The following is a 20980-nucleotide window of genomic DNA, read 5'->3' on the forward strand; positions in this document are numbered from 1 at the left end:
GCGCGCGGTGTGGAAGGGCGCTTCGCCGAGATCGAGTTCGACTTCCAGCTGCAGCAGGCCGTTTCCGCCGACGCCGAAGACCGCAGCAACCGCCCCCGCGCCTTGCAGCAAGCCTGATTCTGCGACCGCTCCAATCCTGCGCCGTAGGATGGCGTGGAGCGAAGCGATACCCATCAATCCGTGCACCGACCGCATGGGTATCGCTGCGCTCCACCTATCCTACGAAAGGCCGCTTAACTCAGCCTTTGCGCTCGCGATGCATCAACCATAGGAAGTACGGGCAACCGATGAACGCCGCCAGCAATCCCGCCGACACCGGCCACGGATAGGCGATATTCCGCCCCAGCCAGTCCGCGACCACCATGATCAGCGCCCCGGCCACCGCGCTCAGCAGCACTTGCGGCGCGGCACGGCGCACGCCGAGGTGGCGGGCGATGTGCGGGCCGATCAGGCCGACGAAGCTCAGCGGGCCGACGATGATGGTCGCGGTAGCCGTGAGCACCGCGGCCGTCAGCAGGATGGTCAGGTGGCTCAGCCGCAACCTCAGTCCCAGCGCGGTCGCTGTACCATTGCCCAGCGTCAGCAGGTCCAGCGGGCGAGCCAGCAGCAGGCTGACACCAATCATTACGGCGCCGACCAGCAGCCCGGTGGTCGCCGACAGCACATCCACCTGATAGGTCGAGCCGGTCATCCAGCTCATCATCGCCGTCATGCGCGGATCGCCGCTGGCCAGCAGCAGGGTGCTCAGCGAGTGCAGCAGGGTGGTCAGGCAAACGCCGGTCAGCAGCAGGCGCTCGGCATTGAAGGTCTTGCGCCAGGCGAACCACAGCAGCAGGCCGAGGGTCAGCAATGCGCCGATGCTGGCGGCCGGAACCATGTAGGCCTGCGGCTGCGGCATCACCAGGAACAGCACCAGCACCGCGATCGCCGAGCCGGAGGTGGCGCCCAGCACTTCCGGGCTGGCCATGGGGTTACCGGTCAGGCGCTGCACCAGCAGGCCGGCCACGGCGAGCATGGCACCGGCAGCCAATGAGCCGAGCACACGCGGCAAGCGCCATTGCAGGATGGCGTCGCTCAGGCCGGCGTCGCCCCAGTGCCAGCCATTGGCGTCCACCGCGAAGTAGATGGCCGGCAAGGTCAGCAGGCCGAGCAATATCGCTGCACCGATGATCAGCCGCCAAGGATGCTCGCGCTGCGGCTTGGCCGGCGCCAGGCGAGGGACGATGCCGCCGCTGCGCTGGCGACTGAGCAGCCACAGCAGCAACGGCACGCTGAAGACGCCGGTGAGGATGCCGGCGGGAATTTCCCCGGCGAAGCGCGACAGCTCGCGGGCGATCTGGTCCACCACGCAGAGCAGCGCAGCGCCTAGTAGCGGCGCCCAGATCAGACGCTGCCTGAGCGTACGCGCACCGCACAACCGGGCAATCGCTGGCGCGGCAAGGCCGACGAAAGCCAACATGCCCACGGCGCTGGTGACGAACGCGCTCAACGCCACGGTCACGGCCAGGCCCATGACACGGGTGCGCAGCAGGTTCACGCCCACCGCGGCGGCACCTTCATCTTCCAGCCCCAATGCGGCCAGCGGGCGCACCATCAGCAGCGCGATGACCATGGCCACCGCCAGGCGCGGGGCGAGGTACAGCACGCCGTCCCAGCCGCTCTGGTTCAGCGAGCCGGCTTGCCAAAGCAGCAGGTCGATCAGGTAGTCGTGGTTGAACAGCACCAGCAGCGCGTTGAGGGACACGCAATAAAGGCTGATGACCATGCCGGCAAGGATGAAACGCAGCGGTGACAGGGTACGGCCCCAGGCGAAGGCGAACAGCAGGCAGGCCGCCAGCGCAGCGCCAGTGAGGGTGACGGCTTCCAGGCCATGCACCAGCAAGGTGGGGGCGAAGATGGTGGCGGCCGACAGGGCGAGGTTGGCGCCGGCGGACACTCCCAGGGTCACCGGCTCCGCCAGCGGGTTGCGCAGGATCTGCTGGAACAGCGTGCCGGCCAGGGCCAGCGCGGCGCCAGCCATCAAGCTCACCGCCAGGCGCGGGAAGAAGCTGAAGTGCAGCAGTACCTGGCGCACGTCGTCCAGGTTCGGCGACCACAACGCCTGCCACCAGAGGTCGCGGGGCAGGGCGCCTTGCAGGCCATGGAACACCAGCAGGCCAGCAAGGATCGTCAGCAGCAGCGTGCAGATCGCCGGGCCCAGCGGCAGGCCACTGCGCGGGGCGGAGAGGTCGAGGGTCGATTCAGACATGGGCGACCTCCGTGGCGCTGTCCAGGTAGGCCGCGATGCGTTCGGCGAGGTCCAGCACCGAGGCGGCGCCGGCATAGGGGTAGAAGCGCTGCAGGGTCAGGGTGTGGCCCTGGCGGACGGCGGGCAGGTTGGCCCAGAGGTCGTTGGGTTGCCGCAGGCTCTGCAGGCGTGCCGAAGTGGTGGGAATATCGACATACACGAGATGCGCGTCCGGCCGTTCGGCCAGCCGCTCGATGCTGACCATGGCCAGTCCCACGGGGCCGACCGGTCCCTGCCAGGCATTCTCGACGCCCAGTCGGTCGAGCACGTCCTGCACCATGCTGTTCTTGCCGTAGACGGCAGCGTGGCGGCCGTCCTGGTTGAGTACGGCGACGCACACGGAGGGCAGGCTGCGTTTTGCCAGCTTCGCCCCCAGCTCTGCCAGGCGCAGTTCGCCTGCGGCGATGTAATCGGCGGCGACTTGCTCGACGCCCAGCCGCCGCGCCAGGTCGTTCATGAAGTCGGTAGTGGCTTTCCAGGCGCCCTCGGGAGCGGGGTAGATCGCGACTTTCTCGGTGGGTGCAATGCCGTTGAGTCGTCGCTGCAAGGTCGGTGTCATCGGGTCGCTGAGGATCAGTTGCGGCTGCAGCTGCTGGATCAGCTCGAGGTTGGGTTCCCAGTACGGCCCCACGTCACGCACGCTTTCCGGTAGCGCCATGGTGGGCATGCGCACCCGGTAGTAGCGGTCGTCGGAGATCGCCAGGGGTGGCACGCCCAGCGTCAGCAGTGTCTCGGCGGCCACCCAGTTGAGCGCGACGATCCGCGTCAGGCGCTCGCCGGCGAACACCGGCAGGCCGGACGCGCAGGCCAGCCCGCCGATGGCGAGCCCCTGCAACAGATGGCGACGGGTGAGGGACATGCACTACTCCTCGCTTGAAGCAACAGGCTTCTGAAACAACAGTCTTCTGAAACAAGAAAGGCCCCCTGCGTACAGGGAGCCCGGAAAGAGCGCGTGGAGGAGACGCGAGCCGCCTCCACGAGTGCCTTACCAGCTGTACTTCACGCTGGTCATGACGGTCCGGCGCAGGCCCGGGTAGCAGGAGATCGGGCTGTCGCAGGTCGCGGCATATTCCTCGTCCAGCAGGTTCTGGGCGTTCACCGAGAGGGTCACGTTCTTGTTCAGCGGGTAGCTCACACCGGCGTCGAACAGGGTGTAGTTGTCGACGTGGTAGGTATTGGCGTTGTTACCGTAGAGCGAGCCGGTGTAGCGCACGCCGCCGCCGATGGAGAGGCCGTCGACCGCACCTTCGTGGAAGGTGTAGTTCAGCCAGCCGTTGGCCATGTGCTCGGGCACGTTGGCCGGGCGGTTGCCTTCGTTGGCATCGTTGCTCTTGGTGATCTTGGCCTTGGTGTAGGTATACGAGGCCAGCAGGTCCCAGTTCTGGTCCAGCTTGGCCTTCAGCTCGGCCTCGATGCCGCGCGAGCGCTGCTCGCCGGTGGCCTCGCTGAAGCCGGTCGGTACACCGTTGGCGTTCAGCTGGTTGGTGAGGATGTTTTCCTTGGTCAGCTCGTAGGCGGCCAGGGTGATCAGCAGGGTTTCGTCCGGCTGGAACTTCACGCCCGCTTCGTACTGGTGAGCTTCGCTGGCCTTGAAGGCGCTGCCGTCAGAGCTGATGCCGGTGTTGGGCACGAAGGACTCGGAGTAGCTGACGTAGGGCGCCAGGCCGAAGTCGGTCAGGTAAGTCAGGCCGACCCGGCCGGTGAAGGCGTTGTCCTTCTGCATGCTGTGGGCGCCGACGTGGTTGTCCAGGTCGTTGCGCACGTAGTCGTAGCGGCCACCGGCAGTGAGGATCCAGTGGTCGTCGAACTTGACCTGGTCCTGCAGGTAGGCGCCGATCTGCTCGATGTTCTGGTCGTAGTCGATTGCCTGGCCGGCGAGGGTGGTGTCCTTGGTCGGACGCGGCACGCTCTGGCCGTACACCGGGTTATCCAGGTTCAGCGACGGGCCGAGGGTGCGCCAGCGAGCGATATTGGCGTCCTGCCAGCTGTAGTCCGCGCCCATCAGCAGGGTGTGCTTGATGGCGCCGGTGTCGAAGTTGGCCTGCAACTGGTTGTCGAGGTTGAAGGTGTCCATGTGCTGGTCGAAGCGATCCGCGGTGCGGATGATGTTCCGACCGACCTGCAGTTGCGGCAGCAGGTTGTTGAAGATCAGGTCGACCTGGCCGTAACGAGCGTTCTGGCGGAACTCCCAGGTGTCGTTCAGACGGTGGCGAAACTCGTAGCCCAGGGTGTACTGGTCCTGGTCGAAGTGGTTGTAGTTGTGGTCGCCCAGCAGCGTGCCGGTAGGGTGGCCATTGACGCTGTAGTCGAAGATCGAGCCGGAGTTACGGTCCCGCAGAAAGTCGGTGAGGATCGTCAGGCTGGTGTCTTCGTCCGGCGCCCAGGTGAAGGACGGGGCGATGTAGTAGCGGTTGTCCTCGACCTCGTGGCCGTCGTCGTACTCGGCCTGGGTGTTCGAGTCGCGGGCCAGGCCCACCACGCGGTAGAGGAACTGGTTCTGGTCGTCCAGCGCGCCGCCGAGGTCGAACTGACCCTGCTTGCGGTCATGGTTGCCGCCCGTCAGTTCGACTTCGTTGATGTGGTTGGCGGTGGGCTTCTTGCTCACACGGTTGACGATGCCGCCGGCGTCGCCCAGGCCGAACAGGCTGGAGGACGGGCCACGGACCACGTCGATGCGCTCGAAGGCATAGGGCTCGCTGCGAAAGAAGGCGTAGCTGTTGTTCTGCTGACGCAGGCCGTTGAGGTAGTCGCTGGTGGCCTGGGCGTTGAAGCCGCGGATATACAGCCAGTCGAAGCCTTTCGGGTCGAGGCCATAGGCTTCCACCTTGACGCCGGGCACGTAGCGCAGCGCTTCGGTCACGGTCTGGGCCCCCTGGGCGTCCATCTGCTTGCGGGTGATCACCGAGATCGACTGGGGGATTTCCAGCAGCGGGGTATCGGTCTTGCTGCCGCTGTTGGAGGTGCGCGGCACGTAGCTGTCTTCACCCTCAACAGTGCCGGTGATGACCTGGGCGGACATGTTCAGGGTGTCGCCGCTGGCGGAGTCGGCACCCAGCAGAGTCACGCGGCTGCCTTCGACCTGGTACTTGATGCCGGTGCCCTGCAACAGGCGCTCCAGCGCCTGGGTGGGCTCCATCTCGCCGCGCACGCCGGGGGCGCGCAGGTTCTGCACCTGGGTCTGGTTGAAGACGATCTGCAGGTTCGACTGCGCGCCCAGGCTGGTCAGGGCGGACGCCAGGGACTGGGCCGGGATGTCGATGCGGACCGGGGCGGCCTCCACGGCGGAAGCCGCCAGGACCATGCCCAGGGCGGTGGCGCGAACCAGGTGTGCCAGAGGCTTCACCTTGTGCTGGGATTGCAGCGCAGTGCGGGTGCGACTCACTTGTTTAGCTCCTATGATCTTAATGCAGTTTCTAATAAGAATGATTCAGCTTTATGTGACGCGCCGGCTGGAAAAAACCGGAAAAATCCGTTCGATCTTTTTTGTTGCTGAGTGACGGCGTTATGAAGAGGGCGGCCATCCGGACCGCCGGCCGTCAATGCATCGCCATGCCGGAACCGCCCCGTGGCGCCTTGGCGCGGGGCTCCGCGATTTCCACGATCTGCCCGGCGCTCATGCGAAGCAGGCGATCGGCGACGTCGAAATAACGGTCGTCGTGGGAGATCACGATCAGCGTCTTGCCCTGGGCGCGCAGCTCGGGCAGCAGCTCGGTGTAGAAAATCCGGCGGAACTCCGGGTCCTGGTCCGCCGCCCACTCGTCGAACACCAGTACCGGGCGTTTCTCCAGCCAGGCCTGCACCAGGGCCAGGCGCTTGCGCTGGCCGGTCGAGAGGTCGGTGGTGGAGAATTCCTGGCCCTGCAGGCTGACCTTGTGGGCGATTTCCAGGCGCTCCAGGTAGCGGCCGGCTTCGGCCGGGATGTCCTGGCTGCCCTTGAGCAGGTCTTCGAAGAGGAAGTAGTCGGCGAAGATGGTGGTGAACAGTTGGCGGTAGTCATCGCGGTTGGCGTCGCCCACCGGCTGGCCGTTGAGCAGCAACTCGCCACCACGCGGGGTGTAGAGGCCGAGCAGCAGCTTGATCATCGTCGTCTTGCCGCAACCGTTCTCACCGGCGATGAAGAGGGTCTCGCCTCGGCTGACCTTGAGGTTCAGCGGGCCGACGCCAAAGCCACGGGAACCGTCGTCGGTGGGGTAGTGGTAGGCCAGGTCGCGCAGTTCGATGGACTGGAAGTCCAGCGGCTTGCGACCGTCGTCGGCCAGCAGCAGGTTCGGCTCTGGCGAGGAGAAACGCACCGACAGTTCGGCAATCCTGCGGAACGCAACCTGGGCGCGGGTCACCACCGGCAGCTGGCCGATCAGCCCCTCCAGCGGGCCCTTCATGTACAGCAGCACCAGGATGAAGCCGGACAGCGTCGCCTGGTCGGTGCTCGGCCACAGCGACTGATAGGCCAGCGCCACACCGATGACGATGAAGAACAGCGTCGAACCGAAACCCTTGGCGACGTTGAACAGGTTGATCGAGCGCAGCTGGATGTCGCAGATTTCGTCGGCGGTGCCCTGCAGGCGTTCGCTGTAGTGCTGGAAGCGGCGCGGGCGGCTGATGCGCAGCTCCTTGGCACCCTCGGCAATGGCGCGGTAGTGCTTTTGCAGCTCGTCTTCCTTGTCCCGTGCTTCGAAGAAGCCCTTGATGCCTTTCGCCCGTGCGACGTACTGCACGGCGCTGCCGACAACGATGGCCACAGCGGTGGCGAGGAACATCGGTGGTGACAGCCAGGCCAGGTAGCCCAGGCAGCCCAGCGTGGTGGTCAGCGCGACGGCCAGCGGCGCGAAGGCGAAGGCGAAGTCGCTGATGGTGTCGATGTCATGGGTCAGCACCGGGATCAACCGGTGGCTGCGGTAGCGCTCGATCTGCTCGATGGGTGCGGCGATGATCTTGCTGCCCAGGTCCTTGCGCAGGCTGGCGATGACGTGCTGGCCGACATAGTTGGTGCCGCGGTCGGAGATGATCGAGCCGATCAAGGCTACGGCGCATAAGCCGGCGAAACCCAGCAGCAACGCGGCGGACATGCCTCCTTCGGAATGCAGGCCGTAGTTGATGGTGGCAAGCAGCGCGGTAATCGCGGCGCCGCCAAGAATTCCCAGCAGGGTAGCGAGGGCCAGCGGCAGCCAATAAGGCCGCAGCAACTTGAGCATTTCGCGGAAAGCGCTTGGAGCGGGAGTCTGCATCGTCTTTTCCTGGACCCGACCCGCCGGAAGGCGGGCCGCACAACGGGACGAGACGGTGCGCGAATCAGGAAATCATCGGCAAATCCGAATCGTTCCTATCAAGACGAATGAGCGGAGCGAAAGCTGAAGAGAATTTGCGAATTTGTCGCAAATGAGTCGGCGCAGCTGCCGAGGTCTCTGTAGGGGTTAGAGCTGCACGTATCGGCTGGCGAGGACGGTGCGGCCCTGGTTGTCCTTGCGCAGTTCCAGCGGCAGGACCTTGGGCAGGGAATCCACCAGCGCCTGGAGGTCGTCGGTGCGGTAGATGCCGCCAATGCGCATGGCGGCGACGGTGGCGTCGTCGAGGAATACCGGCTGCTTGAGGTAGCGGTTGATCAGCGGGATGGCCGACTGCAGGGTCAGGTCATCGATCACCAGCTTGCCCTCGATCCAGGCGATGGCGCCGGCAGGGGCAACCTGGGCCAGTTCGATGCGCTGGCTGCCCTGGCTGTAGCGCGCCTGCATGCCCGGTGTGAGCTGGGCGCTGTTGCCGTCGACACTGTCCGGCGGGCTGACCACCACCGAGCCCTCGAGCAGGGTGACCAGCATCTGGTGCGAGTCAGTCCAGACGTTGAAACGCGTACCGGTGACCCGCACGCTGCCGTTGTCGGTGTAGACCGAGAACGGCTGCAGGGTGTCGTGGGTCACCCGGAAGTAGGCCTCGCCGCCGCTTTTCAGCCAGGCACTGCGGCGGTCGCGGAAGTCGGCGAAGAAGAGTTGCGAATTGCTGTTGAGCTCGACTTTCGAGCCGTCGGCCAGTTCCACCTCGCGTGCGCCTGGTTGCGCGGCGTAATAGCCAACCCTGGACGGCAGCAGACCGGCGGACCAGCCTGCCGACCACAAGGCTCCGACCGCGACCAGCACGCCAGCGGCCACGGCGGCAATGCGCTTGCCGCTACGTGGGCGGCGCGTGCTGCTTCGGGGGCGGCGCTCGCTCAGTGGTGTCGGTGCTATCGCTGCGGATGCAGCGCGCGGTGTCGGTGGCAGCAGTTCCGAGAGCTGCCAGATGTCCAGCATCGCCGCGTACTCCACCTCATGCCGCGGGTCGAGCGCGAGCCACTGCGCGAACTCGGCGCGTTCGGCATCGCTGCACTCTTCGTCGTGCAGACGCGCGCACCAATGCGCAGCTTCGGCGCTGATGCGGTCATCGTCGAACGGGGCGGGGGAGCTGGTCATCAGGAATCTCGGTAAGGCCGTTTGCGGCCGATATCACACTTTCTTTTCGCGTTGATGCGAGTGATTATAAATAAGCCTGACTCGGACTGTCAGCAGGTGCCTACAGCCTTGGCTGTTTTTTCATTAGGATGCCGCCTGGGTGGAAAGCACGTTCATCCGTTACTACAAGGAACTGGTCCTCTACCTGAACCGCAGCCTTGGCGACCGCCAGGCGGCTGCCGATGTCACTCAGGAGGCCTTCCTGCGCCTGCTCGACCGCAAGGGCGACGAGCATATCGAACAACCCCGCGCATTTCTCTATCGCACGGCGGTCAACCTCAGTATCGACCTGCACCGGCGCGGCCGTGTACGCCGCACCGAAGAGCTGGAGACCCTGGATCGCGAAGGCTGCCTCGACGAGCGCTGCCCGCAGGAGGAGGCCAGCCGCCAGCAGCAATTGCAACTGCTCCAGCGCGCCCTTGGCGAACTGCCCGAGGTCTGTCGCCGTGCTTTCCTGCTGCGCAAGGTCGAGGGCTGCAGCCATGTCGAGATCGCCGAGACCATGGGCATCTCTCGCGACATGGTGGAGAAACACATCGTCAACGCGATGAAACATTGCCGGCTGCGCCTCAAGGCCTGGAGCGGGCAGGGGTAGCTACTCCAGGTTCCCTGCCATTGTCTGCTTCGCGAGCATGGACTGGGCGTCCCCCTCGCTCCTACGAAGAACGCCCGAACCCCGCCTGCAGGAGCGAGCTTGCTCGCGAACCGCGCGGCGCCCATCGCAATTACATACACAGACGTATGGCCTGCGCCGGGAATTAATTTCTGCGTGCCCGCACGCAGACTGCTGGCGCCGCTCAACTCTCCGTCATTCTGAAATTTTCATGACTTAGTGAGAATCATTCTAAATTTCCCAAAGCCTGTCTCGTCTCTCCAGATAACGCGCTATCGACAGCGCAAATCATGGGCGACACGCAGGAGCGAGCGCTGACCGCCGGATGGCGGGGCGCTCCAGGCAGAGCAGTAAGCCGCCGACTCCCGCGTGGTCACGCCCCACGGCCATCGCGACACAGGACATTGGCACCATGACCCAGATGATCACCCCGACCTACGACGTGCTCGGCATCGGTTTCGGCCCCTCCAACCTGGCGCTGGCGATCGCCCTGCAGGAGCAGGCGCGACGCGAGGGTCGCCATTACCACGCGCTGTTCCTCGACAAGCAGGCCGACTACCGCTGGCACGGCAACACCCTGGTGGCGCAGAGCGAGCTGCAGATTTCCTTCCTCAAGGACCTGGTCACCCTGCGCAACCCCACCAGCCCGTACAGCTTCGTCAACTATCTGCACGCCATGGGGCGGCTGATCGACTTCACCAACCTGGGCACCTTCTACCCGTGCCGCATGGAGTACAACGACTACCTGCGCTGGGTCAGCGAGCAGTTCGCCGAGCAGCGTGTCTGCGGCGAAACCGTCAGCCGCGTCGAGCCGGTGCAAGGCCCTGACGGCATCGAGCTGGTCAAGGTGCTCTCCACTGACGCCCGTGGCCACGAGCGCTTCCGCCTGGCGCGCAGCGTGGTGGTGAGCACCGGCGGCACGCCGCGCTTCCCGTCGGCTTTCAGCCACCTGCGTGACGACCCGCGGGTGTTCCACCATGCCCGTTACCTGGAGTGCATGGCCAAGCAGCGCTGCAACCAGAACGAGCCGATGCGCATCGCGGTGATCGGCGGTGGCCAGAGCGCGGCCGAAGCCTTCATCGACCTGAACGACAGCTTCCCTTCGGTGAAGGTCGACATGGTCCTGCGCGCCGCGGTACTCAAGCCGGCCGACGACAGCCCCTTCGTCAACGAAATCTTCGCCCCGCGCTACACCGACCTGGTGTTCAACGAGCCCAAGGCCGAGCGCGAGAAATTGATCCAGGAGTTCCACAACACCAACTATTCGGTGGTGGACCTGGACCTGATCGAGCGCATCTACGGCATCTTCTATCGCCAGAAGGTGGCCGGCGTGGACCGCCATGCCTTCCTTTGCCGCCGCAATGTGGAGGCCGCCAAGGCCGACGCCGACGGTATCGAACTGACCCTGCGCGACAGCGCCACCGGCGCCGTGGAAACCCATCGCTACGACGCGGTGATCCTCGCCACCGGCTACGAGCGCAAGTCGCACCGCGAACTGCTCGCACCGCTGCAGGACTACCTGGGCGACTTCGAAGTGGGCCGCGATTACCGCGTACTGGCCGACGAGCGCCTGCACGCCGGCATCTACCTGCAGGGCTTCACCCAGGACAGCCACGGCCTGAGCGACACGCTGCTGTCGGTGCTGCCGATGCGCGCGCAGGAAATCGCCGCGTCGATGTTCGAACACCTGCCGCCGCACGAGACCGCACACAAGCCGACGCGCCCGCTGACCGCGGAAAGCGCGTGATCCGCAGGTCTGGGATCGATTCCCGGGCCGACTAAATTTCTGCCGACCCTGCTCGTCATACGGGCGGGGTCGTTGCATTCATGAAAGGGAACCCACCATGACGCCCAGTTTCTCGCTTCCATTGCCGGACGGCCGCAAGCTCTCCGCCGACCACGGAACCCAAGGCCTGACCCTGCTCCTCGACGGCCAGCCGCTGCTGAGTGCGCAGCGCGAAGGCGAGTGCTGGCAGCTGAGTTCCGCGCCGACCGTGGAGGCATTGTGGGCGCTGGCCTACTGGACCTTCGCGGGCGATGCGCAGAGCGAGCGGGTGCAGTTCGCCGCCGCCAACCTGCCCGCCGAGGCACTCGAAAAAGGCCTGGTGAGCCGCGATGAAGTCGGCGGACGCCTGCAGATCGAGCGCACTGCGTTCTGGCAGCTGGGGGACGCCTGGCACAAGGGCGCGGCCAGCGCCAACTACCCGCAGGTCTATCGCATGAGTGGCGGCCGCCGCCATCCGTTGCGCGCACCCAAGCCGCAGGGCGAGGTGTACCGCCGCTTCGACGCCAGGCTGGGCCAGTGGATTTCCCTGCGCACCCTGGATATCGAACTGGACCTCGAGCGCTTCAACCGCTGGCAGAACAGCCCGCGCGTGCTGGAGTTCTGGCAGGAAGGCGGCACCCTGGAGCAGCACCGTGCCTACCTGGAAAAAGCCGCCGCCGACCCGCACACCACCACCCTGATCGGCTGCATCGATGACCAGCCCTTCGCCTACTACGAAGCCTACTGGGCCAAGGAAGACCGCATCGCGCCGTTCTACGAAGTGGACGACTATGACCGTGGCATCCACATGCTGGTGGGCGAGGAATCCCACCGTGGCCCGCACAAGGTGGAAAGCTGGATGACCGCCCTGGTGCACTACCTGCTGCTGGACGACCCGCGTACCCAGCGCATCGTCGCCGAGCCGCGCGCCGACAATGCGAAGATGATCGGCCACATGCAGCGCCTGGGCTTCTGGCGCGAGAAGGAATTCAACTTCCCGCACAAGCGTGCCGCACTGATGGTGCAGAGCCGGGAAACCTTCTTCGAGCGTTGCGGCCTGTGCTGACGGCGCTTCTCTGCCTGACTGAGGGCTGTCGGTGATCGCGGCCCTCGCACCCTTGTATTTCGGCGAGTTCGCCAGCTACCGCGAGGTGCTGGTGACCCGCGATGATCCACGCCCCTCTGTCCCCGCGCGCACCTTGCTAGAGCGGGAAATGCTCGACAGCGTGCTGCGCCGCTTCGACCCGACCCACGCAGACGGCGACCGCCGCGCACTGGCTTCGCAGTGGTCCAAGTGGTACCTGGTCCGCCTCATTCCGCCGGTGGTTGCCGCTGCGCTGGTGCTGGGCCGCACGTTGCCGTTGGCGTTCGATGACATCGAAGTGGTGCTCGACGCCCAGGGCATTCCCGAAGCCTTCAAGCTGCCGGGGGAGGGTGGGCCATTCACCGCGCCACCCGGCGATCCGTTCGAGCGCTTTGCCCATCTGCTGGATGATCACCTGCAGCCCTTCGTGCAAGCGCTAGCCGCTGAGGTGCGCCTGTCGCCCAAGGTGCTCTGGAGCAACGCCGGCAACTACTTCGAGTGGTTCATCACCGAGATGGCCAAGCTGCCGCCGCTGGCCCCGATGCTCGGCCACGGCCGCGAACTGCTGGAGGCTGAGCGCCGTCCGGACGGCACGCGCAATCCGCTGTACAAGCCGATCCAGTATATCGAGGTGTCCTGCGAGCAGCGCCCGGACGGGCTCTGGCGGCAGCGCCGGACGTGCTGCATACGCTACCGGCTGGGCAGCATCGGAAACTGCGACAATTGCCCGCTGATCGACGAGCCTCCGGCCCAGGCAAGCGACCTGTAACGGAACTCCCGTAGGGCGCATAACCTGTCCCAGGTTATGCACCGACGAGGCTTCATCCTGTGCCGAACGGCCCCTCTCTCGCTGTGGGAGAGGGGCTCCCGGCCATGCCCGCGAGGGGCGTTTCCGTTCACACAGGGATTAGGGTGGCGCAAGGACATAGGATGGTGTGGAGCGCAGCGATACCCATCGAGATCCGCGCACACGCAGCAGCATGGGTATCGCAAGCTCCACCCATCCTACAGATGCGCTCGCGGGGAAGGCTGGCAGGGGACGGTTCGTCCCAGCTGGGGCTTAGCGCAGGTAGCTGATCGGAGACCCATCCACCGGGTTGCTCAGCACGCCCATGGGAATCCCGTAGATATCTTCCAGCGTCTCGCCGCGCATCAGTTCGGCCGGCGTGCCCTGGGCCAGCAGGCGGCCGCCGTGCAGGGCGATGAGGTGGTCGCAATAGCGCGCCGCCATGTTGATGTCGTGCAGCACCACCAGGATGCCCAGGCCCAGCTCGCGGCTGAGTTCGTGGACGCGGGAGAGCACTTCTACCTGGTGGGCGATATCCAGCGCCGAGGTCGGCTCGTCCAGCAGCAGGTAGCGGCTGTTCTGCGCCAGCAGCATGGCCAGCCAGACGCGCTGGCGTTCGCCGCCGGAGAGCAGGTCCACCGGGCGGTCGGCGAAGGCGAGGGTGTCGGTCAGGTCCAGCGCGCGGTCGATCTGCTGGCGGTCCTCGCCGGTGAAACGGCCGAGAGCGCCGTGCCAGGGATAACGGCCGAAGGCGACCAGCTCGCGTACGGTCAGGCCGTCGGTCTGCGGCAGTTGCTGCGGCAGGTACGCCACCTGGCGCGCGAAGTCGCGGTTGCCCCAATCCTGCAGCGGCTTGCCGTCCAGGCGGATGCTGCCGCTGCTGGCCTGTTGCTGGCGGGCCAGCAGCTTGAGCAGGGTGGATTTGCCCGAGCCGTTGTGGCCGATCAGGCCGATCATGTTGCCGTCGGCCAGCTGCAGGCTCAGCGGTTGCAGGAGGGTGCGGCCGGGGACGCTGAAACTGACATTTTCCAGTTCGAACATGAGGTCTTCCATCAGGGTGGCGAGGCCGGGAAAAGCGGGAGCCCGACTCTAATCCAATCGCTAATGGTTATCAATTTTCCGGAGCCTCGCGGAACCGCCGGATCGATTGCCTGTCCCTGACCGAAAGCGCTTATGATTCAACGCTGTAATTGATCGGATGGGCCCATGGAGTCTGCTGTCGAACGCTATAAACGCCTGCTCGCCGAGACCCTGGCGCGTTATTTCCCCCGCACTACCGAATACCTGCGCGCCGAGCGTGAAGCGGCGCAGCCGCAGCCTGGCGGGCGTGGCAAGGGCAAAGCCAAGGTCAAGACGCCGGCCAAGCGCGCCGCCAAGGCGAAAAAGGAGGGCGACGCGCCCACACCCAAGCGTCCCCGTGCCCCCGCGGCTGCCGGCATCTATGGCACTGCAAAGGCACCGGACGAGCAGCACGCCCTCGACATGCGCCAGCGGGTGGCCCAGGCCGCCGCCCATGGGATAGTCAGCCTGCCGTCGGACGAGCAGTGGGCGATGATTCTCGCTCCCGAGCCGCTGACCCGCATCTTCGCCGGCGCCGGTTCCGGCAAGTCGACGACGCTGGTTCTGCGCGTCGTCTACATGCTCTGTCATCTGGGCATCGATGCCGAGAAGGTAACGGTGATTTCCTTCACCAACGCCTCCTGCGCGCAGTTGCGCGAGCAACTGGTCAAAGTGCTTGGCTACTGGGGCCATCCGTTCGATGCGGCGCAGGCGCGGCAGTGCGTACGGACCTTCCACTCGGCCATGGGTACCCTGGCGAAAGTTGCGCTGAAGAATCCTCGCTGGTTCGAACAACTGGACGAACGCACTCCAGCCGACGAGCTGGACAACCCACTGCTTGCCGGCCGCCTGCGCCCGGCCCAGCAGCGCCTGCTCAAGCAGGTTTACCAGCAGTGCTACATCGAGCAACACGAATTCCGTGGGCTGGTGCATCAACTGTTGGAGCTGCCGCCACCGCCCGAGGCGGGGGAAGACGGCAAACCGCCGCGCATCGGCAAGGCGCCCCTGGATGCCTTCAAGCTGGCCGGCGAATTCACCGCGCTGCCGCTGTTCGAAGCTTTCTATGCCCAGTCCGGCTTTATCGAAAGCATCGGCCTGCGCATCGCCCAATTGCAGCCGAAGCAGCTCGGCTGCCCGCCGCGCGAGCGCCAGTTCATCGAGGCGCTGCAGCTGTTCTGGGCGGCCTTCGACACGGCTTTGCAGGAGCAGGGCCTGCTGACCTTCAACCTGGCGTTCCAGCGCCTCACCGACCAACTCGGCGACGGCAAGCTGCCGGCGGAAGCCCTGGCACCGTTCCAGCACCTGCTGATCGACGAGTTCCAGGACGTCTCGCCACAGATCGTGCAATGGTTGCAGGCGCTACATCGCGACCTCGCCAAGCGCGGCGAAGCCGTCAGCCTGATGGCCATCGGTGACGACTGGCAGTCCATCTACGCCTGGCGCGGCAGTTCGCCGGAGCTGTTCATGGACTTCGACCGGCACTTCCCCAGCAAGGGCCGGCGCAAGAGCCGCGTACTGCTGCTGGAGACCAACTACCGCAGCATCGACCCGGTGATTCGTGACGGTGAGCGCGTGCTGGTGGGAGTGGCCAATAAGCAGGCCAAGACCTGTCGCGCCTTCAAGTCGGCGGAGGCGGGTGATCACGGGGTGAAACTGGTGCAACGCTTCGATGCGCGCAACAGCCTGCCGATCCTGCTGGAGGAGATCCGCAAGCAGTGCGAGCACGTCGCCGCGCGCGGGTCACGGGAGAAGACCGCCGTGCTGCTGCTCAGTCGGCGCAATGAAACCCTGCAGACGATCCTCGGTGAACTGGACCGCAAGCTGCCGGTGAAGGGCATGACCATTCACCGCGCCAAGGGCTTGCAGGCGGAAGTGGCGATCATCGTCGACGACTGCGCGCCGCCGGAAAAACACCCGCTGCGCAGCGCGCTGTACGCGGCGTGCGGCTTCTTCACCAGTAGCTACGACCAGGCCCAGCAGGACGAACAGCTACGCCTGGCCTATGTGGCGATTACCCGTGGCGTGAGTCGGGTGTTCTGGTTCACCCGCAAGGCTCAGGGGCCGACGGCGATCCTGGCCATGCGGCGTCAGGTGGAAACGGCTCCCGCCTGAGCCTGGATAAGCATCAGTCGTCGCGGGTGAGGACTTCCAGCAGTTCGATCTCGAACAGCAGGTTGGAATTGGGCTGGATGTGCGCGCCGACCTGGCGCTCGCCGTAGGCCAGGTGCGCCGGCACGAAGAGCTTGCGCTTGCCGCCGACCTTCATGCCCATCAGGCCCTGGTCCCAGCCCTTGATCACCCGGCCGGTGCCGATCACGCACTGGAACGGTCGACCCTTGTCGTACGAGGAGTCGAAGACCGTGCCGTCCTCCAGGGTGCCCTTGTACTGGGTGGTGATCAGGGCGCCCTTGACCACGGCCTTGCCGTCACCGACGACGACATCTTCGATCTGCAGTTCGTTGCCCATGGGCATTCTCCTGATGTGCTGGCGGCCTGTTGCCGTGAGGGCGTGCGTTGTCGCAGGAAAGCACGGCGAAGGCAAGTCCTGGTGGCAGCCTGTACCCCGTCCGACCGTCCGTCGCAATCCCTGTGCGGGGCAGGCAATTCAGCGAATCCGGGCAATGCTCAGCAGGCTGGGTGGCATGCGCCGCCGGGGTCGGCAATCAACCCAACCAAGGAGATCGCCATGCATCGCATCAACCATGGATTCCTCATCGGCTTCATCGTGTTCGCCCTCAGCGCCTGTGCCGGGATGGATGGCGGGGGCAGCGGCGGTGCGAGTGCGCCGGGGGAAATGGAAATCCGCACCGGGGTGGTCGAGCAGGTTACCGACACCCAGGTACAAACCAACCACGACACCGGAGTGGGTGCCATTCTCGGGGGCTTGGGAGGCGTGGCGCTGGGCAGTCTGATCGGCCGGGGTACCGGCCGCGACGTGGCGATGATCGCCGGTGCGCTGGCGGGCGGAGTGGGCGGCAACTACGCCGAGCAGCGCCAGTACGACAAGCCTCAGGAAGCCCAGCAGATCATCGTGCGGATGAAGAGTGGCGTACTGGTCTCGGTCACGCAACCGGTCAATGCCGACCTGAAACCCGGCACGAAGGTCTACATCGAGGGGCAGGGTGCCGGTGCTCGCGTGGTGCCGCAGAACGACTGAGTCAGCCGGCCAGTTCCCGCAGGATCCAGTCACGGAAGCCCTTGACCCGCGGGTCGTCCGCGCTGGCCAGCGGGTACACCAGGTTGTAGGCGTAGTCCTCGGCGACCCGCACGCCCAGCTCGAACGGTTGCACCAACAGGCCCTGCTCCAGTTCACGAGCGACCATGGCGTGGTCGGCCAGCCCGACTGCGCCGCCCTCCAGCACCGCCTGCACCACGTGGCTGGTGTCCTCGAAGGTCACGCAGCCGCTGGCGTCGAAGTCTTCCACGCCGGCCGCTGCCATCCAGCGCGACCAGTCCGGCCAGGCCGCACCTTCGGTTTCGCACACCACGTGGCACAGCGTATGGGCCTGCAGGTCACGCGGCTCGCGCAAGGGTGGGCCGTCTTCCAGCAGGCTGGGGCAGCACACCGGAACGATCTGGGTATCGAACAGGCGCTCGGCCTGCAGGCCGGGGTAGCGCCCGCTGCCGAAACGGATTGCCAGGTCGATATCGTCGACAGCGAAATCCCGCAACTCGTCGCTGACGTCAAAGCTGAGCTTCAAACCAGGATGCAGCGCGCGGAACTTCGGCAGGCGCGGCAGCAGCCAGTGGGTGGCGAAGCGTGCGGTGAGCGATACCCGCAGTTGCTCCGAGGTGCGCGCCAGCCTCCGCGCCCGCACGGTGGCGCGGTGCAGCAGCTCAAGGGATTCCGCTGCCGCTTCCAGTAGCAAGGCGCCCGCCGGGGTCAGCTGGATGCTGCGACTGGTACGCACGAACAGGCCGAGGCCGAGCTGGTCTTCCAGCTCCTTGATCTGGTGGCTGACCGCCGCTGGCGTGAGACCGACTTCATCGGCGGCGCGGGTGAAATTCAGGTGGCGGCCGGCGGCCTCGAAGGTGCGCAGCGAGCGGATACCGGGAAACGAGCGGCTCATCGATCTTCAAATCCTGCTTGATGATCCGTCGAGAAATACTCGTTTCTCCCGGCTTCGTCAAAGGCCGATAGTGGGACCACCTTGAAGATTCCCTTGAAGGTTCTCCAGAAGAAAACCGAGCAGAGGAAGCCAGCGCCATGTCAGCCGCCATCCATCCCTACATCACCCAGCGCAACACCCAGCCCGCCAGTGCCGACGACCTCGCGCCCCTGGCTTTTGCGGGCTATGCCCACTTCACTGCCATGCAGGTGCGCGGCGGTGGCATCCGCGGCCTGGACCTGCACCTGGAGCGCCTGCGCAAGGCCTCGCAGCGCCTGTTCGGCCAGAGTCATGCCGACGAGGAAATCTGCGCCGCCTTGCGCGCTGCGCTGGAGCAGGCGCCGGACGATACTTCGCTGATGGCCACGGTGTACTCGCCCGCGGGGGAATTCACCGTAGCCGGCCCCGAGCACCGCCCCGAACTGCTGGTGCGTACCGCGCCGCCGTCGGACGGTCCGCAGGGCCCTCTGTCACTGGCCATCGCCGGCCACGAACGGGTGCTGCCGGAGATCAAACACGTCGGCGAGATCGCCAAGACCTGGTACCTGCGCGAAGCGGTGGCCGCCGGATTCGACGATGCAGTGTTCACCGACCACCGTGGCCGTTTCAGCGAGGCGACCATCTGGAACCTGGCGTTCTGGGATGGGGAAACCGTGGTCTGGCCAAGGGCGAAGATGCTCACCGGGACGACCATGGGCATCCTCCAGCGGCAACTGGAACACCTGGGCGTGCGCCAGGTGACCCGTGCCATCGACCCGCAGGATCTGCCCGGCCTGAGCGGCGCGGTGGTGATGAACTCCTGGACGCCAGCAGTACCGGTGAAGCGTATCGGCGATGCAGAGATCCCGTCGGCGCCGGAGTTCGTCGAGTTACTGCGCAGCGCCTTCGAAGCGGAGCCTCGTGTGAGGCCCTGAGGCGTGGGCGGTTCGCGAGCAAGCTCGCTCCTACAAAAAGCCGCGTGCATGCCCCTGTAGGAGCGAGCTTGCTCGCGAACATAAGGTCAATCCAGATGCGCTGCGAAGCCAGTGGCGCCCTGGTTGATCTCTTCCCGCAAGGTCAGCGCGGGAATTTCGTAGTCGCCGCCGTTCTGCCGGCGGAAGGGGATGGGTGTGGTGGTCTGGAGGTTGTCCAGGCGCTCACCCAGCTCCCGCTCGATCTGCGCGTAGCGCTCGGCATCCACACGGCTGGTGCGATAGACCAGGTAGGGCGGCAGCACGTCGAATCCGGGGTAGTGCAGCACGCCGTGGTGGATCGGGAACAACAGGTCGTCGATCGGCCCGTTGATGCCGCGCGCGCTGTAGTGGGATTCCCAACCACCGGTGGTGACCACCAGCATGGCACGCTTGCCGGCCAGGTTACCTTCGCCGTAGCGGTCGCCCCAGCGAGCATCGGAGTGCTCGCCGACGCCATAGGCAAAACCATAGGCGTAGACCCGTTCGAACCAGCCCTTGAGGATTGCCGGCAGGGTGAACCACCACATCGGGAACTGCAGGATCACCGTGTCGGCCCAGCGCAGTTTTTCCTGTTCGGCGGCAATGTCGCTGCTCTGCCGGCCTGCGGCGTAGGCGCGCTTGGAGTCCAGCGATGGATCGAAACGCGCATCGGGGTCGCGGTCGAGGCTGTCGGAGGAGTCCAGCGTGGCTTTCCAGTTCATCGCGTAAAGGTCGGAGACCTGCACTTCATGGCCGGCGGCCTGCAGGTGGCGTACGGCGAAATCCTTCAGCGAACCATTGAGGGAGCGCGGTTCGGGGTGTGCGTAGACAATCAGTACGTTCATGGAGGCGGTCATCCGTCAGGTGGGAATGGACGCAGGATGGGATGTTCAGCGGTATAGTTGAAATGAATATCCGAAATCCCAGGTATATGGATGACTAATCTACGGCGTCTCGACCTCAACCTGCTCGTCACCCTCGACGTGCTGTTGCGTGAGCACAACGTGACCCGCGCAGCCGAACAGCTGAACTTTTCGCAGCCCTCGGTAAGCGTGCACCTGGCCAAGCTGCGCGACATGTTCGGCGATCCGCTGTTGTTGCCAGGACCGCGCGGCATGCGCCCGACAGCGCGGGCCGAGTCCTTGCGCGAACCCCTGCGCATCGCCCTGGAGGCGCTGGAGCAGGCGGTGGCGCCGTCAGCACCCTTCGACCCGGCCCAGGCGGACAATATCTGGCGCATCGCCGCGACGGACTACGGGGAATCCACCATCCTGCTGCCGGCGTTGAGCGCCATTCGCGGCAGCGCTCCAGGCACTCGTCTGGCGCTGCTGGAGCTATCCCCGCCGCGCATCGCCCGGCAGGCGGAGCAGGGTGATATCGACCTGGCCTTCCACACCACCGAGGGCAGCCCGCCGGGAATGCGCCGCCGAACACTGTTCAGCGAGCGCTATGTGCTGGCCGGCCGCGCCGGGCACCCGAAGCTCAAGCGCAAGCCGACCCTGGCGCAGTTCTGCCAGCTGGAACATGTGATGGTGTCGCCCGATGGCGGCGGATTCAGCGGCGTGACCGACGAGACGCTGGCGGCGGTCGGCCTGAGCCGACGCGTGGCGCTGTCGGTGCCGCATTTTCTCTTCGTCATCTCGGCACTTGCCAGTAGCGACCTGGTGGCGATGGTGCCGGCGCGGCTGGTGCGGGAAAACCCGGCGCTGCGCGTAGTGGAAGCGCCGGTGGAGGTGCCGGGTTACGAGATGTCGATGCTCTGGGACGAGCGTTCGCACCGCGACCCGGCGCATCGCTGGTTGCGCGAGCAGATTGCCGGGGCGGTGTAGCGGTACGCCGAAGTTGGCCCGCTCCTACAGGGAGAT

The 20980-nt window shown here is 65.7% G+C and carries 17 protein-coding genes and 1 pseudogene; 9 read left to right on the top strand and 9 right to left on the bottom strand.

Annotation, left to right across the window (positions count from 1 at the left end; genetic code table 11):
- Positions 1–117 (top strand): annotated as a pseudogene (locus tag FAS41_RS31185) (catechol 1,2-dioxygenase); the annotation flags it as partial.
- 121 nt (positions 118–238) lie between these two features.
- Here FAS41_RS31185 and fhuB read toward each other — a convergent pair.
- The 5 genes from fhuB to FAS41_RS18260 form a co-directional block, all read right to left on the bottom strand.
- Entirely contained in the window at positions 239–2248 is a 2010-nt protein-coding gene (gene fhuB / locus FAS41_RS18240; RefSeq protein ID WP_138524685.1) for a Fe(3+)-hydroxamate ABC transporter permease FhuB, read from the bottom strand.
- The gene (locus FAS41_RS18245) at positions 2241–3146 is read right to left on the bottom strand and encodes an ABC transporter substrate-binding protein (RefSeq protein WP_138524687.1); all 906 of its coding nucleotides are present in this window, start codon (positions 3144–3146) and stop codon (positions 2241–2243) included. Before FAS41_RS18245 ends, fhuB begins: the two co-directional genes overlap by 8 nt.
- A gap of 126 nt (positions 3147–3272) precedes the next feature.
- On the bottom strand, positions 3273–5669 hold the full coding sequence (locus tag FAS41_RS18250) for a TonB-dependent siderophore receptor (protein WP_138524689.1): 2397 nt from the start codon (positions 5667–5669) through the stop codon (positions 3273–3275).
- A 154-nt stretch (positions 5670–5823) separates the two neighbouring features.
- Positions 5824–7512: a cyclic peptide export ABC transporter gene (locus tag FAS41_RS18255; protein ID WP_138524691.1), complete on the bottom strand. Its 1689-nt coding sequence runs from the start codon at positions 7510–7512 to the stop codon at positions 5824–5826.
- Positions 7513–7698: 186 nt separating this feature from the next.
- Complete coding sequence (locus tag FAS41_RS18260) at positions 7699–8727, bottom strand: FecR family protein (protein ID WP_138524693.1); 1029 nt, start codon at positions 8725–8727, stop codon at positions 7699–7701.
- A gap of 139 nt (positions 8728–8866) precedes the next feature.
- On the opposite strand from FAS41_RS18260, the gene FAS41_RS18265 reads away from it, so the two are divergent.
- From FAS41_RS18265 to fhuF, 4 genes are all read left to right on the top strand, one after another.
- Positions 8867–9361, top strand: coding sequence for a sigma-70 family RNA polymerase sigma factor (locus FAS41_RS18265; protein WP_246084895.1), 495 nt, complete (start codon positions 8867–8869; stop codon positions 9359–9361).
- A 430-nt stretch (positions 9362–9791) separates the two neighbouring features.
- Positions 9792–11126 (top strand): lysine N(6)-hydroxylase/L-ornithine N(5)-oxygenase family protein, encoded by a 1335-nt coding sequence (locus tag FAS41_RS18270; RefSeq protein ID WP_138524695.1) that lies wholly within the window; start codon positions 9792–9794, stop codon positions 11124–11126.
- Positions 11127–11223: 97 nt separating this feature from the next.
- Positions 11224–12210, top strand: a complete 987-nt coding sequence (locus FAS41_RS18275) for a GNAT family N-acetyltransferase (protein WP_138524697.1) — start codon at positions 11224–11226, stop codon at positions 12208–12210.
- 31 nt (positions 12211–12241) lie between these two features.
- Positions 12242–12997: a siderophore-iron reductase FhuF gene (gene fhuF, locus FAS41_RS18280; protein WP_138524699.1), complete on the top strand. Its 756-nt coding sequence runs from the start codon at positions 12242–12244 to the stop codon at positions 12995–12997.
- 291 nt (positions 12998–13288) lie between these two features.
- On the opposite strand, the gene FAS41_RS18285 is transcribed toward fhuF, so the two are convergent.
- Positions 13289–14056, bottom strand: coding sequence for an ATP-binding cassette domain-containing protein (locus tag FAS41_RS18285; RefSeq protein ID WP_138524701.1), 768 nt, complete (start codon positions 14054–14056; stop codon positions 13289–13291).
- 165 nt (positions 14057–14221) lie between these two features.
- Between FAS41_RS18285 and FAS41_RS18290 the strand changes: the two genes are divergently transcribed.
- Positions 14222–16186 (top strand): DEAD/DEAH box helicase, encoded by a 1965-nt coding sequence (locus FAS41_RS18290; protein WP_138524703.1) that lies wholly within the window; start codon positions 14222–14224, stop codon positions 16184–16186.
- Positions 16187–16199: 13 nt separating this feature from the next.
- Here the strand turns inward: FAS41_RS18290 and FAS41_RS18295 are convergent, their stop codons facing one another.
- A complete protein-coding gene (locus FAS41_RS18295; RefSeq protein ID WP_138524705.1) occupies positions 16200–16541 on the bottom strand; it encodes an FKBP-type peptidyl-prolyl cis-trans isomerase in 342 nt (113 codons plus the stop codon).
- Positions 16542–16760: 219 nt separating this feature from the next.
- Between FAS41_RS18295 and FAS41_RS18300 the strand changes: the two genes are divergently transcribed.
- Complete coding sequence (locus FAS41_RS18300) at positions 16761–17231, top strand: glycine zipper 2TM domain-containing protein (RefSeq protein WP_138524707.1); 471 nt, start codon at positions 16761–16763, stop codon at positions 17229–17231.
- Position 17232: 1 nt separating this feature from the next.
- On the opposite strand, the gene gcvA is transcribed toward FAS41_RS18300, so the two are convergent.
- The gene (gcvA, locus tag FAS41_RS18305; protein ID WP_138524709.1) at positions 17233–18144 is read right to left on the bottom strand and encodes a transcriptional regulator GcvA; all 912 of its coding nucleotides are present in this window, start codon (positions 18142–18144) and stop codon (positions 17233–17235) included.
- Between the two features lie 137 nt (positions 18145–18281).
- Here gcvA and FAS41_RS18310 point away from each other — a divergent pair, with 137 nt between their 5' ends.
- Positions 18282–19097 (top strand): aminotransferase class IV family protein, encoded by an 816-nt coding sequence (locus tag FAS41_RS18310; RefSeq protein WP_138524711.1) that lies wholly within the window; start codon positions 18282–18284, stop codon positions 19095–19097.
- 86 nt (positions 19098–19183) lie between these two features.
- Here the strand turns inward: FAS41_RS18310 and FAS41_RS18315 are convergent, their stop codons facing one another.
- Positions 19184–19960 carry an NAD(P)H-dependent oxidoreductase gene (locus tag FAS41_RS18315; RefSeq protein ID WP_138524713.1) on the bottom strand — a complete coding sequence of 259 codons (777 nt, stop codon included), beginning with the start codon at positions 19958–19960 and terminating at the stop codon, positions 19184–19186.
- 90 nt (positions 19961–20050) lie between these two features.
- Here FAS41_RS18315 and FAS41_RS18320 point away from each other — a divergent pair, with 90 nt between their 5' ends.
- Complete coding sequence (locus tag FAS41_RS18320) at positions 20051–20944, top strand: LysR family transcriptional regulator (protein ID WP_138524715.1); 894 nt, start codon at positions 20051–20053, stop codon at positions 20942–20944.
- Positions 20945–20980: the final 36 nt, after the last annotated feature.

It is taken from the genome of Pseudomonas nicosulfuronedens, assembly GCF_005877905.1.
GTDB classification, from domain to species: domain Bacteria; phylum Pseudomonadota; class Gammaproteobacteria; order Pseudomonadales; family Pseudomonadaceae; genus Pseudomonas; species Pseudomonas nicosulfuronedens.